General features: G+C 45.6%; 12 protein-coding genes. 7 read left to right on the top strand and 5 right to left on the bottom strand.

What is annotated here, in order from left to right; translation table 11 throughout:
* The first annotated feature begins 259 nt into the window (after positions 1 to 259).
* From EKG39_RS08980 to EKG39_RS08965, 4 genes are all read left to right on the top strand, one after another.
* A complete protein-coding gene (locus EKG39_RS08980; protein ID WP_126505394.1) occupies positions 260 to 1,204 on the top strand; it encodes a phosphate/phosphite/phosphonate ABC transporter substrate-binding protein in 945 nt (314 codons plus the stop codon).
* Positions 1,204 to 4,725 (top strand): PAS domain S-box protein, encoded by a 3,522-nt coding sequence (locus tag EKG39_RS08975; RefSeq protein ID WP_126505393.1) that lies wholly within the window; start codon positions 1,204 to 1,206, stop codon positions 4,723 to 4,725. The genes EKG39_RS08980 and EKG39_RS08975 overlap by 1 nt, the downstream gene beginning before the upstream one ends.
* Before the next feature lie 59 nt (positions 4,726 to 4,784).
* Positions 4,785 to 6,287 (top strand): sigma-54-dependent transcriptional regulator, encoded by a 1,503-nt coding sequence (locus EKG39_RS08970; RefSeq protein WP_126505392.1) that lies wholly within the window; start codon positions 4,785 to 4,787, stop codon positions 6,285 to 6,287.
* Between the two features lie 72 nt (positions 6,288 to 6,359).
* Positions 6,360 to 7,100: a phosphatase gene (locus EKG39_RS08965; protein ID WP_126505391.1), complete on the top strand. Its 741-nt coding sequence runs from the start codon at positions 6,360 to 6,362 to the stop codon at positions 7,098 to 7,100.
* Between the two features lie 464 nt (positions 7,101 to 7,564).
* Here the strand turns inward: EKG39_RS08965 and EKG39_RS08955 are convergent, their stop codons facing one another.
* Positions 7,565 to 9,028, bottom strand: a complete 1,464-nt coding sequence (locus tag EKG39_RS08955) for a capsule assembly Wzi family protein (RefSeq protein ID WP_126505389.1) — start codon at positions 9,026 to 9,028, stop codon at positions 7,565 to 7,567.
* A 554-nt stretch (positions 9,029 to 9,582) separates the two neighbouring features.
* Here EKG39_RS08955 and mak point away from each other — a divergent pair.
* The 3 genes from mak to EKG39_RS08940 all read left to right on the top strand — a co-directional run bounded on the left by mak (position 9,583) and on the right by EKG39_RS08940 (position 12,070).
* Positions 9,583 to 10,473, top strand: a complete 891-nt coding sequence (gene mak, locus EKG39_RS08950) for a fructokinase (RefSeq protein WP_126505388.1) — start codon at positions 9,583 to 9,585, stop codon at positions 10,471 to 10,473.
* 117 nt (positions 10,474 to 10,590) lie between these two features.
* A complete protein-coding gene (locus tag EKG39_RS08945) occupies positions 10,591 to 11,370 on the top strand; it encodes a YdcF family protein (protein ID WP_126505387.1) in 780 nt (259 codons plus the stop codon).
* A 22-nt stretch (positions 11,371 to 11,392) separates the two neighbouring features.
* A complete protein-coding gene (locus EKG39_RS08940; protein WP_126505386.1) occupies positions 11,393 to 12,070 on the top strand; it encodes a DUF2982 domain-containing protein in 678 nt (225 codons plus the stop codon).
* A gap of 136 nt (positions 12,071 to 12,206) precedes the next feature.
* On the opposite strand, the gene EKG39_RS08935 is transcribed toward EKG39_RS08940, so the two are convergent.
* From EKG39_RS08935 to galU, 4 genes are all read right to left on the bottom strand, one after another.
* Positions 12,207 to 12,602 carry a bactofilin family protein gene (locus EKG39_RS08935; protein ID WP_126505385.1) on the bottom strand — a complete coding sequence of 132 codons (396 nt, stop codon included), beginning with the start codon at positions 12,600 to 12,602 and terminating at the stop codon, positions 12,207 to 12,209.
* A gap of 138 nt (positions 12,603 to 12,740) precedes the next feature.
* Positions 12,741 to 13,235, bottom strand: a complete 495-nt coding sequence (gene napF, locus EKG39_RS08930) for a ferredoxin-type protein NapF (RefSeq protein WP_126505384.1) — start codon at positions 13,233 to 13,235, stop codon at positions 12,741 to 12,743.
* Positions 13,236 to 14,249: a UDP-glucose 4-epimerase GalE gene (gene galE, locus EKG39_RS08925; RefSeq protein WP_126505383.1), complete on the bottom strand. Its 1,014-nt coding sequence runs from the start codon at positions 14,247 to 14,249 to the stop codon at positions 13,236 to 13,238.
* Positions 14,249 to 15,169, bottom strand: coding sequence for a UTP--glucose-1-phosphate uridylyltransferase GalU (gene galU, locus EKG39_RS08920; RefSeq protein WP_126505382.1), 921 nt, complete (start codon positions 15,167 to 15,169; stop codon positions 14,249 to 14,251). The genes galE and galU overlap by 1 nt, the downstream gene beginning before the upstream one ends.
* Positions 15,170 to 15,409 lie beyond the last annotated feature (240 nt).

Below are 15,409 nucleotides of genomic sequence, written 5' to 3'. Positions count from 1 at the left end.
TCAAATAGAGACCGTAGAAGATATAGGCAATAAATATGCCTCTAACGGCTATTTATTAATATGCCACTGTATTTAAAGGTAAAGCTTCGATTGGTTATATTTTGGCAAGCACTTTAAAGAGGAACATTTCTTGCCTCATTGCAAAATGCAAATCAGTCATTCATATTCTGTTAAAGGTGCTAAGGTGCAGTCGGTAATATTTTGTGCTGGCATAACCTTTGCTCTTGTATAGGAATGGGTACTGCTAAGGATATGCAAAATGAAAATTTCACGGGCGAGCGTCAAGGTTCTGTTTCTATCATGTGCGTTGAGTGTCACAGGAAGTGCTTTTGGTGAAAGTAATGAAAAAGCACGTGAAAATAACCAGTTAGATTCTCATCACACGATAACTAGAATAAAAACCAGTACGATAACCTTTGGTGTTGTTCCTCAGCAAGCCGCCAGTACGCTTGCTCGCTTGTGGTCTCCGGTACTCTCTGAGTTATCGCAAAATGCAAATTTTCAATTGCGTTTTGCAACGGCGCCGGATATTCCCACCTTCGAGAAAAGGCTCGCGTCAGGCGAGTATGATGTCGCTTATATGAACCCTTATCACTACACGGTATTTCATGAAGCCCCCGGTTACCAAGCCTTAGTCAAACAGAAGGGGAAGCAGATAAAGGGGATTATTGTGGTCAGACAGGACTCTTCGATTCAATCTCTGGATGAGCTCAAAGATAAGAAAATTGCATTTCCAGCACCAGCTGCATTTGCTGCCAGTGTCCTCCCAAGAGCAAATTTAAACCTGAAGGGGTTAGAGAATGAGGTTAAATACGTAGGTTCTCATGATTCTGTTTATCTTGCGGTAGCACAAGGGCTGGTGGATGCCGGAGGAGGAGTAAAAAGAACCTTCAAGACGATGGACAGGACGACGACAGACCAACTTCGGGTGTTATGGGAAACCCCGGGATATACCCCTCATGCTGTTGCCGTTCATCCAAGGGTTCCGACGAACATTGTTGAGGAACTTAGGCAAGGTTTTATCGAATTATCATCATCTTCTCAAGGTGCTGAAGTGTTAAATGTCTTGGGCTTTAAAAGTTTTGAGACCGCTAAAAACAGCGATTGGGATGATATACGGGCGCTTGGGTTAGGTACGTTTACAAAACCTTTAGAAATTCGTAGTGAAACGGCTCATAAGCCGTTAGTTAAAGGAGAGCAATAGTGTCTTTCAGATTAAAAACAGTACTCGGTATTGCGCTAATCGAGGGCATTTTACTGCTGCTATTGGTCTACACCAGTGTGGATTACTTAAGAAGTTCCAATGAGGCTGAGATCGAGAAACGAGCTGACTCTATGGTGACACTTTTTGCAGCAGCGACCAAAGATGCGGTGATCAGCACTGATGTCTCTACCTTGCAGGTGTTAGCCAATGAGTTACTCGAACATACTCAGGTTTTGTATGTGAATATCTATGATAAAAACTCGCTTCTGGTTCGGGTAGAAGAGAGTCCATCGGGGGAGCCATTTACTCAGGTATCGAGAGGTGCATCGAGTCGGGATCAAGGTTTATCCAGCGTCGATGATGGAGTATTAGATGTCGAAGCTAATATTATGGAGTCTGGCTATATATTCGGACGGGTAGAGCTGGGCGTGGGAGTGAATGAATTTGATCAATTCTTAGCGAGTGCGACGACCCGTTTTTTTTCCATTGCCGGGCTAGAGATGTTGTTGGTTGCCCTGTTCTCTTGGCTGTTAGGGCACTATTTGACTCGTAACCTCAGTGAGCTTAAAACGGCTTCCAAGCGTATATTAAGTGGCGAAACAGGCATACAGATCCCGGTTACTGCAACGGATGAGATAGGTCAAACTACTCGTGCATTTAACCGGATGATTGAGAAGGTAGAAAAAAACAGGAGTGAACTTGAAAGTGCTAACACACGTTTAGGGACGATTTTAGAGACGGCGGTAGATGGCTTTATCATCGTCGACACCTCTGGGGTCATCACTCAGGTTAACAGCGCGGTATGCCGTCTGTTTGAGTATGAGCTTGAAGAGCTGATTGGTGAAAATGTCTCGATTTTTATGCCTATTCATGAAAGACATATGCATGATGGTTTCATGTCCAGGTTTATTCAGTCTGGCCGTGATGCCAAAAAAGGGAGAGAGCTTACGGCGCAAAACAGGAGTGGTAAAACATTTCCTATCGAATTGTCGATTTCTAAGATGACCATCGAAAATGAAATTATGTTATTGGGGCTGGTAAAAGATCTCAGTGATATAAAGCGAAAAGAGGTGGCTGCGCTTCGCACCGAGACCATCTTGTTGGCAACGCTGGAAGCCAGTCAGGATGCGTTGATCACTATCGATATCACCGGAAGAATTCAAGAGTTTAACGACGCTGCCTGTAAGTTATTCTGTCATGACCGTGAGCAGGTTTTAGGTGAACTCCTCGAAGATCTTATTTTTGTCGATATTGACAAGAAAAGTTTTAAGCAAGGCATGGAGCTATTCAGGAAAACGGGTGAGGGGCCGGCCATAAAGAAAAGTATCGAGATGATGTCGATCAAGCGTGATGGCAGCCCACTTCCTGTTGAGATGAAGATGATCCCAGTACAGCTTGGAGATGAGATCTTACTTACAGCCTTCATGCACGATATTTCTAAGAGAATCGAATATGAAACTCAGCTAAAGCAAGCAAGAGATCAAGCCGAATCGGGCAGTAAGGCCAAGTCGCGATTTTTGGCAACCATGAGCCATGAGATCCGCTCTCCACTTAATGCGGTGTTGGGGAGCGTAGAGCTTATGCTGGACTCAAAGCTGAACAAGGAGCAACGTATCTATGCCCATACTGCTAAGGAGGCCGGGACTGCTCTACTCAGTACCATTAATGACATCTTAGACTTTTCGAAAATTGAAGCCGGTCAGATGGTGTTAGAGAGTATGAGTTTCTCACCCGCCAAACTCGTGGCCCAGGTGATGCGGATATTAGCGCCTAAGGCTCACGAGAAAGGCATTAATCTCGCCTGTTTTATCAATCGAAATGTGCCTGATTTTGTCAAAGGAGACGCACAACGTTTACGACAGGTGATACATAACCTTGTTGATAATGCGATAAAATTTTCAAGTGGAGGTTGTGTTTCAGTCGAGATGTGGATCCCCGATAGCCATCACGAAGAGGTGCAGCTGTACTGCGCCGTCACCGATGAAGGGATTGGGGTAAGCGTAGCGGCCCAAAAGAAACTGTTTAAAGAGTTCAGCCAGGTTCATGATCAGCATAATACTAACTATAAGGGAACCGGGCTTGGCTTAGCTATCTGCGCCGAGTTAATTGAGATGATGGGCGGACGAATTGAGTTGAGCAGCCGACTGGGACATGGAAGCTGCTTCAGGTTTGATGTGTTGTTAAAGCTTGAAGAGCGACAATTAAACCCTCTTTCTCACCTGCCGGTACATGCAAGAGTGTTATTAGTCCATCCCGATAAGACTTTTTCACACCTGGTGAGTAAGCAGTATAGCCAGTATGGAGTAAGTAGCGTTAATGTCAGTAGGGTTAGCGATATATTGAGCACCCAAGAGGTTAAGGGGCGATTTAATCTTATATTGATCGATGACACCGGCTTATCTGAGTTAAGTTTGAAGTTAACCCGCCTTCTAAAGCGAGACTTTCTGTTCGAAGGAGGGGCAATTGCAGTGCTAATGTCAGAGTTAAGGCCTGAAATGTCTGGCTTAGTGTCAGAGATTGGACTGGAGCAGGTGATAAATAAGCCATTGAGCCGTGAGATGATGCTAGGTTTATTAAATGGCGATGACATTAATCAAGAAGATAAGACGGAAACGGAAGTTTTGCTTCCGGAGTTGGCACCCAAGAACAGATTACTTCTTCTGGCCGAGGATAGCCCATCGAATCAAGTCGTTGCCGGTGCTATGCTGACTAAATCAGGTTTCGAAGTTGAATATGCAAACAATGGGATTGAGGCCGTGAATATGGCCGCGCAAAAAAATTATGGTTTGATATTGATGGACATGCGGATGCCGGAGATGGACGGTGTTGAAGCGACTAAGCATATTCTGTTACATCAACCGGATACCATTATATTAGCCATGACGGCCAATGTTCAGCCTGAGGATGTAGACAACTGCTTATCGGCAGGAATGAAAGACTTTGTGCCTAAGCCGGTTAATAAAATTGATCTAGTGCGAATTATCAATAAGTGGTTGCCGGAAGTTCGTAGTGTCGGAGGTGAGTCCCTTGACGCTCCGGCTAAAATTAGCCCGGAAAGTTGTGAAGCTGGAGGGCTCGAATTACACTTGAATAACGACACTTCCAGTGGGGTGGTAATGGATCTTAAAACAGAAAGTGATAAGCGTGATAAAAGCGCAAATTCCGATGAGCTAAGCTTTCAGACACTATTTGATGAATCTGTACTTGCTGAATTAACTGATGCTTTAGGGGTAGAGCCCTTGAGAGGGATGTTCAGTGTATATCTTCAAGAAACCCACGAAAGGCTGGATACACTTAAATCACTAATGCAGACGATGGATTTTACCGAAATAGACAATCAGGCCCATACCTTAAAAAGCAGTTCCGGCAGTTTTGGCGCCCAGGCCTTGTATGACGTTGCAAAAAGCCTTGAGCAAAGTGCCCGAGAGCAAGATAAAAAAGAAGTTGAGTCATATATGACTGAAGTTCAACAAGTAGGGCAACAAACTATTAAGGCCTTCAAAGCGCGCTTTGCGGCTTGAAATAGCAGGCAGGCTCAGAACCTGAACATTCGATTATTTATTTAAGGATAGCGTTAAATATGGAAATTAATCAGTCTTTTTCCGCTTTACTCGTTGAAGACAGCATGTCATTAGGCGCCCTATATACCGAATATCTACGTTCAGAGGGCGCTAAGGTCACCCATGTCAATCATGGAGAGGATGCGCTCACTGAGTTAGCACAATGGCAGCCCGATCTATTAGTGTTGGACATCAAGTTACCCGATATGTCGGGGATGGATATTTTGCAAAAAGTCCAAACCAGCTACCCTGGTATCACGGTTATCATGATAACGGCCCACGGCACGATAGACTTGGCCGTCGAGTCGATGAAGTCCGGGGCGTTCGATTTCTTGGTCAAACCTTTCGATGCTAAGCGGCTCTCTATTACGGTTCGAAATGCGCTAAAACAACGTCAGCTTGTTAATCTTGTAGAGAAGTATGAACAAAGCTTGCCTAAAGAAAATTATATGGGGTTTGTGGGTGAGTCACTCGCCATGCAGACCGTATATAAGACCATCGATTGTGTCGCTAACAGTAGGGCTTCAGTGTTTATCGTCGGGGAAAGCGGGACGGGTAAAGAGGTTTGCGCTCAAGCTATTCATCACGCTGGGAATCGAAGCGAGAAACCTTTCGTTGCTCTTAACTGTGCCTCAATTCCAAAAGATCTCATCGAAAGTGAAATATTTGGCCACACTAAAGGTGCGTTTACCGGTGCCGTGGCAAATAGGGAGGGAGCGGCGAGTCGCGCCCACAAAGGAACGTTGTTCCTCGATGAAATTTGTGAGATGGACCTTGAGTTACAAAGTAAGTTACTGCGCTTTATTCAGACCGGCGTCTTTCAAAAAGTAGGGGGGACGAAAGAGGAGAAGGTCGACGTGCGCTTCGTCAGTGCGACAAACAGAGTCCCTTGGGAGGAGGTAAAACATGGACGGTTCAGAGAGGATCTCTTCTACCGGCTTCATGTTATTCCTATCGAGCTCCCGCCTCTGCGAATGAGAGGGAAAGATGTACTTTTATTGGCCAATAAATTACTGAAGGAGTACAACCGTGAGGAGGGGAAACAGTTTAAAAGTTTCACTGCAGAGGCTAAGAGATTACTTCAAAGCTATGATTGGCCCGGGAATGTACGCCAATTACAAAATGTGATTAGACAGGTGGTCGTGCTTAACTCCTCCGATATTGTTGATGAGTCGATGTTACCTTCTCTATTCAACTCAGAGTCGGGTAACGGTCAGGCTCAACTTAAGCCCGTTATCTCTATCGAGAGTGCTAATCAGTCTTCGGCACTCAATAACCATGAGTCCCCTTCAATCGATGAGCTGGGCAGAAGCAATAAACTGCAATCAGCATCCTCAGGAGCAGATAAGCCTGAAGCCATCATTCCACTCTGGCTGTCAGAGAAACAGACCATTGAGGCGGCTATCGAGCAATGTGACGGCAATGTGCCCAAAGCCGCAGCACTGTTAGATATCAGCGCCTCGACGATTTATCGAAAGCGTCAGGGGTGGGATGAACTACAAGGCGTAGCTTCTGAAAACTAGGCTAAGTAGATAGAAAGGCGTAGAATCTCAGACTCTGATATTTTCTCTGTAAATACAAAAAGAAGAGTCATTATGAAGTATCTTGTAGACACTCACGCCCACACCATTGCCTCCACCCATGCCTATAGTACGGTTCATGATTACATTGCTGTGGCTAAAGAGAAAGGTATGCGGTTATTTGCTATAACCGATCATGGCCCGGATATGGCCGATGCTCCCCATTTTTGGCACTTCGTTAATTTAAGGGTGTTGCCCAGAATCGTAGATGGTGTTGGTATCCTAAGAGGCATCGAGGCAAATATTAAGAATGATGCGGGAGAGATTGACTACTTTGGTGATTACCTGCAAGAGTTAGATATCGTGTTGGCAGGTTTTCATGAACCCGTTTTTCCCCCATCAGATAAACAGACCCACACTAAGGCACTGATCAATACTATCGAGAGTGGTAATGTCGATATCATTACTCATCCGGGCAATCCGGCTTACCCTATCGATATTAAGGCTGTGGCGGCGGCTGCAGCCAGGTGTCATGTGGCACTCGAAATCAATAACTCCTCGTTTGAGATGTCCCGAAAAGGCAGTGAGGCTAACTGTGTAGCGATAGCGAAAGCCGTCCGCGATGCAGGAGGCTTGTTAGTGATGGGCTCAGACTCTCATGTAGCCTTCAGTTTAGGTGAGTTCTCACAAGCCTTAGCTATCATTGAGGAAGCGGAATTTCCTAAGGAACGTTTACTGAATAGAAGCCCGGAGGCACTGCTCGAATTTCTCTCTAAAAGAGGGCACAAAACGCTGGATGATTTTGCTGAGTTATAGTCAAGAAAGTCTCTAGGATTGAGGTCCTAGGTTTTTAAAGCGAAGAAGATGGCATTCGCGGCTGAAGCACGTTCCTACAACGAAGGTTGGCGAATAGTTTGATTGTGTAGGACCGGCTTTAGCCGGGAATGATGATAACCATACAGGTAAACGCTCGCGGCTGAAGCACGCTCCTACAGAGGGCTGGTGGATTTGTCTCTGGTGTAGGACCGGCTTTAGCCGGGAAAGATGATAAGAGCACACCTATAACACGAACTTTCGCTTTGCGGATGGCAATGCCTATTAGCTGCGCTCTATCAGGAAAATAAAAAGAGACTGGCATCGAGCTCAGTCTCTATTTTTTACCAGCGATGCTGGTGTCAGTTAACTCACGTAGTAAGTGTCGTCTTAGCTTATGCAGTCAGCAACGCTGGCGTCGATTAGCTCACGTGGTGAGCGTCTCAGTGCTTAGGTTCTTATTGAGATTAAAAACTTCTTTCCCAGCCGGCGTATACCGTGCCATCCCAATCGTTGCCACCTGATGTCTTATATTGACTATAGCCCAGAGTGCCACCCAGTTTTAAGGTTCCCTGATAGAAAGGACGGTGGTAGCTGGTGTCAAATTGATACATTTGCTCATACTCGCCATGTGACACCGGATTTCCGCCGGGAGCGGCTACATCGCTACCGTCAATGTTAAGTTTTAGCCATCTAAGTTTGTTGGTGATGTTCTGACCACCCCCAAGTTGAGTGATCCCACCGACAACCAACGTACGTGAGTCATTGTCATAGGTGCTGCCCAGACTCTTACCGTAGTAACGATAACCATCTTTGTAGAAGCCATGCTCATACATGCAGTTATATACCTTGTCATCAGTACCACATGAGGCTGTGGTATCGGCATATTCGATAAAGACACGGGTATTGATGTCACTCAACACAAAATCGATACCGCCCATATTGGATGCGTTAATGAGTTTGTGCTTTTCGGTATGGTAATCTTCATGAATACGCTCAAAGTAGATGCCGTAAGGGATCCCGAAAGCGGTATCTGACCAGCGGAAATCATAACCGGCTAACATGTTTTCCTGGCCGTTTTCGAGATCGCCTTCGACTCCACCGCCATTAAACAGTCCATCCCACCAGTCGCCTAAACTATTACCGTAGCCTTCGCCGCCCCACTGCATGGTCCATGAGAAACCGACCTCGAGTTTAGATATTGGGCGTAGGGTACCGCGTGCGCCCCAATGCTTGGCCTCGGGCACATAGCGGTCACTTTCCATCTGACTGAAGCTGGTGGTAAAGGTCCATGGACCGGCCCAGCTAAGCCAAGGTGTTTCGAAGGCTTCACTATTATTTCGGCTTAGGGTGATGCCCGGCATGGGACGGGCGTTGGTAGTCTGAATTAATCCTGTATCCCAGCCCGGTCCCCAATACTTTTGTTGTGCACCTGCGCTGACAATCCAGTTACCTAGCATGACGGCGGCAAAACTATTATCTAATCTTGTGCTATTACCATCGATAGGATCATAGTGGTAACTGGCTGAGACGCGTCCGCTAAACCAGTCTTTAGTGACTTCAGCATTGACTGTCGTTTCAGCCTTGTCGCGGTAGTCCTGGCCAAAACCAGTAAAGCGTGCAGTGTCTGTAGCGGCTGCGAGCTCTACTTTGCTGTTAAAGCTTTGATGATCATGCTTATAGGCGTCCATGACTCTGTTAAATGCCATCGCCTGATTCTTCGATAATTGGGCGATATCAGCTTTGTCCATGTCCTGCTTTAATCCGGCCCACATCAGCGGGTATGTTGTGATAGGTTGCACTATCACGCCCGTATCTGAAAGCAGCTGAATATCGGCTCTCAGCGCTAAGTCATCGGGCTCAACCCACCATGCAGCTTGCGCCGAGCTGCAACCTAATAGTAATAATCCGGATAGTATCTTGAATTTCATTGTGATCCCTTATGTCACTGTGATCCCTTATCTCATTGCCCGGCATAGTAAGTGATTTGAGCGGGCGGTAAAAGAGGGTGTGAGTAAATTAACCAAGCAGCATGGTTTTCGTCACTAAATGAATCTGTAGGTATCAGGATTGTGGCTAAGGAGTTGTATTTTAGTAGTGCTGGTGTGTCGGCTTGTTATCCTTACAATGAGTCGATGAAAGTACACATTTTTGGCGTAGCTAAAATTTACCATATCAACAATTAATATACCTCCAGATATACTCTTCCCCTTCGCTAGGGAGCTTGGAGCTGAGAAAAGTGTCGTTTTATCGGGATAGCTTTTAATAGAGAGTGTACTGACTTAATATTCCAGCATTGTGAACGGGTAACATATTTGATTGGGAGTTGAGTGTCGAAATACCATCAATTTTAAGCCTGATGGTAACAAGTTCTTTCTCGAACTGGAATATGTCACACTTTATGTATGAGAATTCATACTACTCTGTAGTGGGATTAATGAGTAAAGACCTTTAAAAATTATTAGAAATGAGTGGAGTAGAGCCGATGTTACGAATAGGCGTAGATCTTGGCGGAACTAAAATAGAAGTGGTTGCGTTAGAGAGTGGAGGTAAAGAGCTTTTTCGTAAGCGGATCCCGACTCCAAGAGAGTATAACGCCACGCTGGATGCCATTGAAAGTTTAGTGAATGAAGCCGAGTCGACATTAGGGCTGACAGGGAGTGTTGGTGTGGGGATCCCGGGTGTTGTTTCCCCCTTTTCCGGACTGGTTAAAAACGCAAACTCGACCTGGCTCAATGGTCATCCACTCGATATCGATCTCGGTGAGCGGTTAAAGCGAGAGGTCAGGGTTGCTAACGATGCAAATTGCTTTGCCGTGTCCGAAGCAATCGATGGTGCTGCGGCGGGAAAAGGTGTGGTATTTGGCGTGATCATAGGTACAGGTTGTGGCGCCGGTGTTGCCATTAATGGTAAGGCACATGGTGGCGGTAATGGCATAGGCGGTGAGTGGGGTCATAATCCGCTGCCATGGATGACGAAAGATGAATTCAACACGACCTCCTGTTTTTGCGGTAACCAAGACTGTATCGAAACCTTTATCTCAGGAACGGGCTTCGTAAGAGACTTTAAGGTAGCGGGCGGAGATGCGGTCAGCGTTATTGAAATTGTTGCATTATTGAAGAATGGTGACATGTTGGCAAAGGCTGCATTCGAGCGATATATGGACAGGCTGGCACGATCCTTGGCTCACGTGATTAATATCATCGATCCGGACGTCATCGTGCTGGGTGGCGGGGTATCTAATATCGAAGCCATCTATCCTAAACTTCCGGCACTGCTGACAAAATATGTGTTGGGTAATGAGTGTCGCACGCCGGTAGTGCAAAATAGGTATGGCAGTTCATCGGGTGTGCGTGGCGCGGCTTGGTTGTGGTGATCATTATTCCTGCAGGCTCTTAAGGTATGAGTATAAAGGGCCTAAGTAATGATGATTATTGGTCGTATGGTTGTGCTAGACTAGCCGGCGATAATCTTAAAATGGACTTTGGTTACGATGTTTTGGCTTAAAAAAATAGTTTCTCAGCTCTTTATGCCGGTGCCTCTAGTGGTGCTATTACTGTTATTTGCGCTCGTGATATTACGGAACAGGAAGTTAGTTCGCTCAATACTATCAATTGCTGTTTTGTTACTGGTATTTCTCAGTAGCACACCGGGTAGTAATTTATTGAGTTCTCAACTGGAGAGTCAATACCCGGTTAATAGTGGTCCTATTGCCGATGGCTGTTTGGTCATGGTACTGGGTAGTGGTCATGATGAGTCGATATCGGGAACGGCCATTCAGCAGCTTTCATCTACGGCTCTTGCAAGATTAAGTGAAGGGATACGCCAGTTTAATCTCGGTAGAGACTGTAAATTGGTGTTTAGTGGCTGGAGCGGGGGAACCGGTTCTCGCGCCCATGCTGAGGTGATGGCTGATGCTGCAATTGAGCTGGGTATTCCCAAGAAGCGTATAATCACCTTTCCGCTGGCAAAGGACACCATCGAAGAGGCGCAATTTATGAAGTGGGAAGTTGGGACTGCACCCTTTAGACTCGTCACTTCTGCTAGTCATATGCCCAGATCTATGTCGACATTTGCAAATATCGGACTGAGTCCACAAGCGGCTCCGACAGATTTTATTACCAGACAAGGCTATTGGTGGCGATTGGATGCACATAACTTGTGGTCTTCTCAAAGAGCTATACATGAATATGTTGGTCAGCTTTGGTTTCAGATAAAGCATGAAAGAGATATTCTACTGCCCAATGAGAATGCTCAGATAGTTGATAGATAGAAGCTAAGATTTAGGATCTCCTTTGAATATAGAAGTAGTACAAATTCGCACGCATACTAAGAGAAACGCCTTAACCTTAACCTTTCTGGGAGTGTTTGGACTGGCTCTCGGCTTGGGAATGTTTCTGTCTGCGTCCGGACTATTTGCTCCCGGTATGCTCTGTTTTGCTCTCGGCGCGATATCTGCCGTACTCGGTATCTCTAAGCTGATTGAGCCCGAGGTAAGTGTTGAACTGAATCAAGAGGGGCTTCTTTACCATCATCGTAGAGGTAGTCTTTTTATCGCCTGGAATAATGTTCAGCGCTTCGATATTCCTAAAGGCGTAGATGGTATCGACATGATTGAATTACCCTTTATAGGCATAAAACTTAAACAGATCAATCCGGTTTTAGATGTTATTCCCGGGCGGCTCGCAACTGGTTTACTGACGGAGCAAAGGCCTTTACTCATGTCTGCTGTCACCTTAGATGAGAACCTGGAAGAGTTGGAGTCCTATATGAACTCTGAGTTTACTCCCTTAGTCGTAAACGAAGAGCGTTATCGAGGCGTGCTGGCTATGTTCGGTCATCGCTGTGAAATGCTCAGCAAAAATTTAGGCTACCATATCTATATTCCTTTCGATTGTTTAGACAGAACATCTGACGAGTTCATCAGCCTGCTGAGGAGTTATCTGTTGCAGGTTAGAGAGATAAGGGAATAGCTTGAGCTGAATGTTTTAGCTGCATGGTTCGGGTGACTGGTTTGGGCGGACTAGTTTGGAGTGAAATGATTGAACGTCCTTGTTCACAGGTTCTGTTCTCTGGACACCTTCTATAAAGTCAGAATAAAGCACCTGGTTAGCCAGCTTGCAACTTACCTTCAATCTCTGCCTGTTGTGTATCAAAGCTGTTGAGTAGTGCAACTTCCTCTTTAACCCGCATTCCGATAAATTGTCCGCCTTCGAAGATCTCCATTGATTCGCAAGCCAATTCACCTTCGACAGTGCCTGTACTGGTGATGTTGAGCTTGCCGCACTTCAGTTTTCCTTTGAAGTGTCCCGCAACCTTTAATTCATCGCAGTTGAGTTCACCATCCACATAACCATCAATTTCGATAGTTATCTTATCCGATGAGCTTATTTTTCCGAAGACCTCACCACCGATTAGCGCCTCTCCGGCGAAATGGCTTTCACCGGATAACTTGGTACCCGGAGCGACGAAGGTGAGCCCTGTTACTTTCTTTTTTCCGAACATATGTTTTTTTCCGAATAAAAATAGTCAGTCGCTGACTTCGAGATATTCAGATAGTAACCTTAAATTAACAATAAAAAAACCACTAATATTTGGCACTCCAATGTCATTATTTTGGCTCTGTTTTTGGCATGATTTTACTTAGGATTCCACATTTTTGTTATCGAGCAGGGTAATAGAATGGCTTGGACAGGGGGCGACACAGGCACCGCAACCGTTGCATATATCGGTATCTATCTGCGGTTGAGGAGCTTTACCTATAGCCGGGGTAAAGCTGATGGCCCGTGAGTCACAGGCATCTTTGCAACTCTGACACCAGATCCCCTGACGGGCAAGGCAGGTATCATTAATTGTGGCAGCTATTTGCCAAGGGGACTCGTCTGTAGCTGTAAACAGCGACTCGGGGCATGCCTCGACACATTTCTTGCAAAAGGTGCATTCATCGATAGTGAAATTGACTTCGGGAAACCCGCCATCACCTTTGATAATAATCTTGGTTTCACAGGCCTCAACGCATTTGTCGCAGCGGGTACAGATATCGGTGAAATCGATATCCTGTCTGCTCCATGGGGGCCTGATCACGTTTGACTTTCTTCGACTGAAAAGGCGGCGACGACTCTGGTTTATATTACTCATTTAGCTTGAATACCCATCAGGGTTCGTCGATTGCCATTTCCAGCTACTATTTGCCATATCTTCCAGCGTATGAGTCGCTTGCCAGCCTAACTCAGTTTTCGCTTTTTGAGGCGCAGCATAACAGGCGGCAATATCTCCGGGACGGCGCTCTACAATCTGATAGGGGATCGATTTCCCGCAAGCTTTCTCGAAGGCTTTAATCATATCGAGAACACTATACCCTTGACCCGTTCCTAAGTTATAGGTGACCAAACCTGGTTTTGTACTGAGTTTTTCAAGCGCTTTGAGATGGCCCATAGCGAGATCGACAACATGAATATAATCACGTACACCCGTGCCGTCATGAGTAGGGTAATCTCCACCAAACACACTCAATTTTTCTCTTTTCCCCACGGCTACTTGAGCAATAAAGGGCATCAGATTATTGGGGATATCGTTCGGATCTTCGCCGATAAGGCCACTAACATGGGCGCCTACCGGGTTAAAGTAACGCAAGCGTGCAATATTCCAACTGGGATCTGAGTGATTGAGATCGTGTAAGATCTGTTCAACCATGAGTTTAGACTGGCCATATGGGTTAGTTGCGCCCGTAGGGAAATCTTCAGTAATAGGCAGACTTGCGGGATCGCCATATACGGTAGCCGATGAGCTGAATACTAAATTTTTTATGTCGTGCTCGGCCATGACTTCACAGAGGACCAGAGTACCGGTGACATTATTTTCATAATATTTCAGAGGCTGGGCGACGGATTCACCGACGGCTTTAAGGCCTGCAAAATGGATAACCGAGTGGATCTGATGATCGCTGAATACTTTTTGAAGCAGGGCCTTGTTAAGTACATCTCCTTGATAGAAGGTCACCGACTTGCCGGTGATGCTCTCTACTCTCTGCAGAGCTTCAATACTCGAATTGACAAGGTTATCGACAATGACAACCTTCTGGCCAGCGTTTAAAAGCTCAACCACTGTATGGCTGCCGATATATCCAGCACCACCTGTGACTAATATGGTCATTAATTTATATCCTTGTCGAAGTCTTCAACCAGCTTTTTCAGGTAATTTTTAAAATCAGTTCCAATCTCTTTATGACGCAGGGCATGCTCGACATTGGCCTGCATATAACCTTGCTTATTACCGCAGTCGTGGCTTTTACCTTTCATGTAGTAGGCATTAACCGTCTTTCTTTCCATCATCATGGCGATGGCATCGGTTAACTGTATCTCATCGCCTGCTCCGGCGGGGGTTTTGGCTAATAGTGGCCAAATATCTGCTGGCAGTATATATCGGCCTACAACGGAAAGGTTCGACGGTGCTTCATCTATGCTGGGTTTTTCTACCAGCTGAGCCAAAGGCTTAGATTCTCCGGGTTGAAGCTCTTGCCCGTTAACATCGGCGATACCATATTGGTTAACCTGATCTTCCGGCACGCCTTCCACCATTATCTGCCCGGTATCAGTTTGCTCAAATAGTTTGACCATCTCTGCCAGATTGTCTCTATTGAGGTTGCAACTGGCTTCATCGACTATTACATCGGGCAGTAACACTGCAAACGGTGCCTCACCCACTACGGATTTGGCACATAAAATAGCGTGTCCTAAGCCTTTAGCCTGAGATTGACGTACGCTGATAACCGTCACCCCTTTGGGGCAGATGGATTGAACCTCTGAGAGAAGCTGACGCTTAACACGGCGCTCCAGCTGAGCTTCCAGTTCGAAACTCGTGTCGAAATGGTTTTCAATGGGGTTTTTACTGGCATGGGTAACTAATACTATCTCATTGATACCGGCCGCAATGGCTTCATTAACAACATATTGTATCAATGGTTTATCGACGACTGGCAGCATCTCTTTGGGAATCGCTTTAGTGGCCGGAAGCATCCTTGTTCCCAGTCCCGCGACGGGGATAACGGCTTTACGAATTCTATGTGGTTTCATTCTTTTCCCTTTCATACACTTAAAGCTCAATAGAGATATTTTAATAAATTGACACGGAAAAGCCATGTTAATAGTGAACTAACAGAGCAATCTAATAATAATTTTGTTTTTGTCAATAAATGGTGACGAACTAATCTATTGTTTTTTAATGTTATTGCGGTCTTTCGGAAACTGGTTGTAACTAATTTGTTACGCGGAAAGGGCTTGGGAGACCAGAAAATAAACTGTGATGGAGTTAAC

It is taken from the genome of Shewanella atlantica, from assembly GCF_003966265.1.
GTDB lineage: Bacteria > Pseudomonadota > Gammaproteobacteria > Enterobacterales > Shewanellaceae > Shewanella > Shewanella atlantica.
Note: the sequence above shows the minus strand (reverse complement) of the source record. Positions and strands in the feature narration are given on the sequence as shown.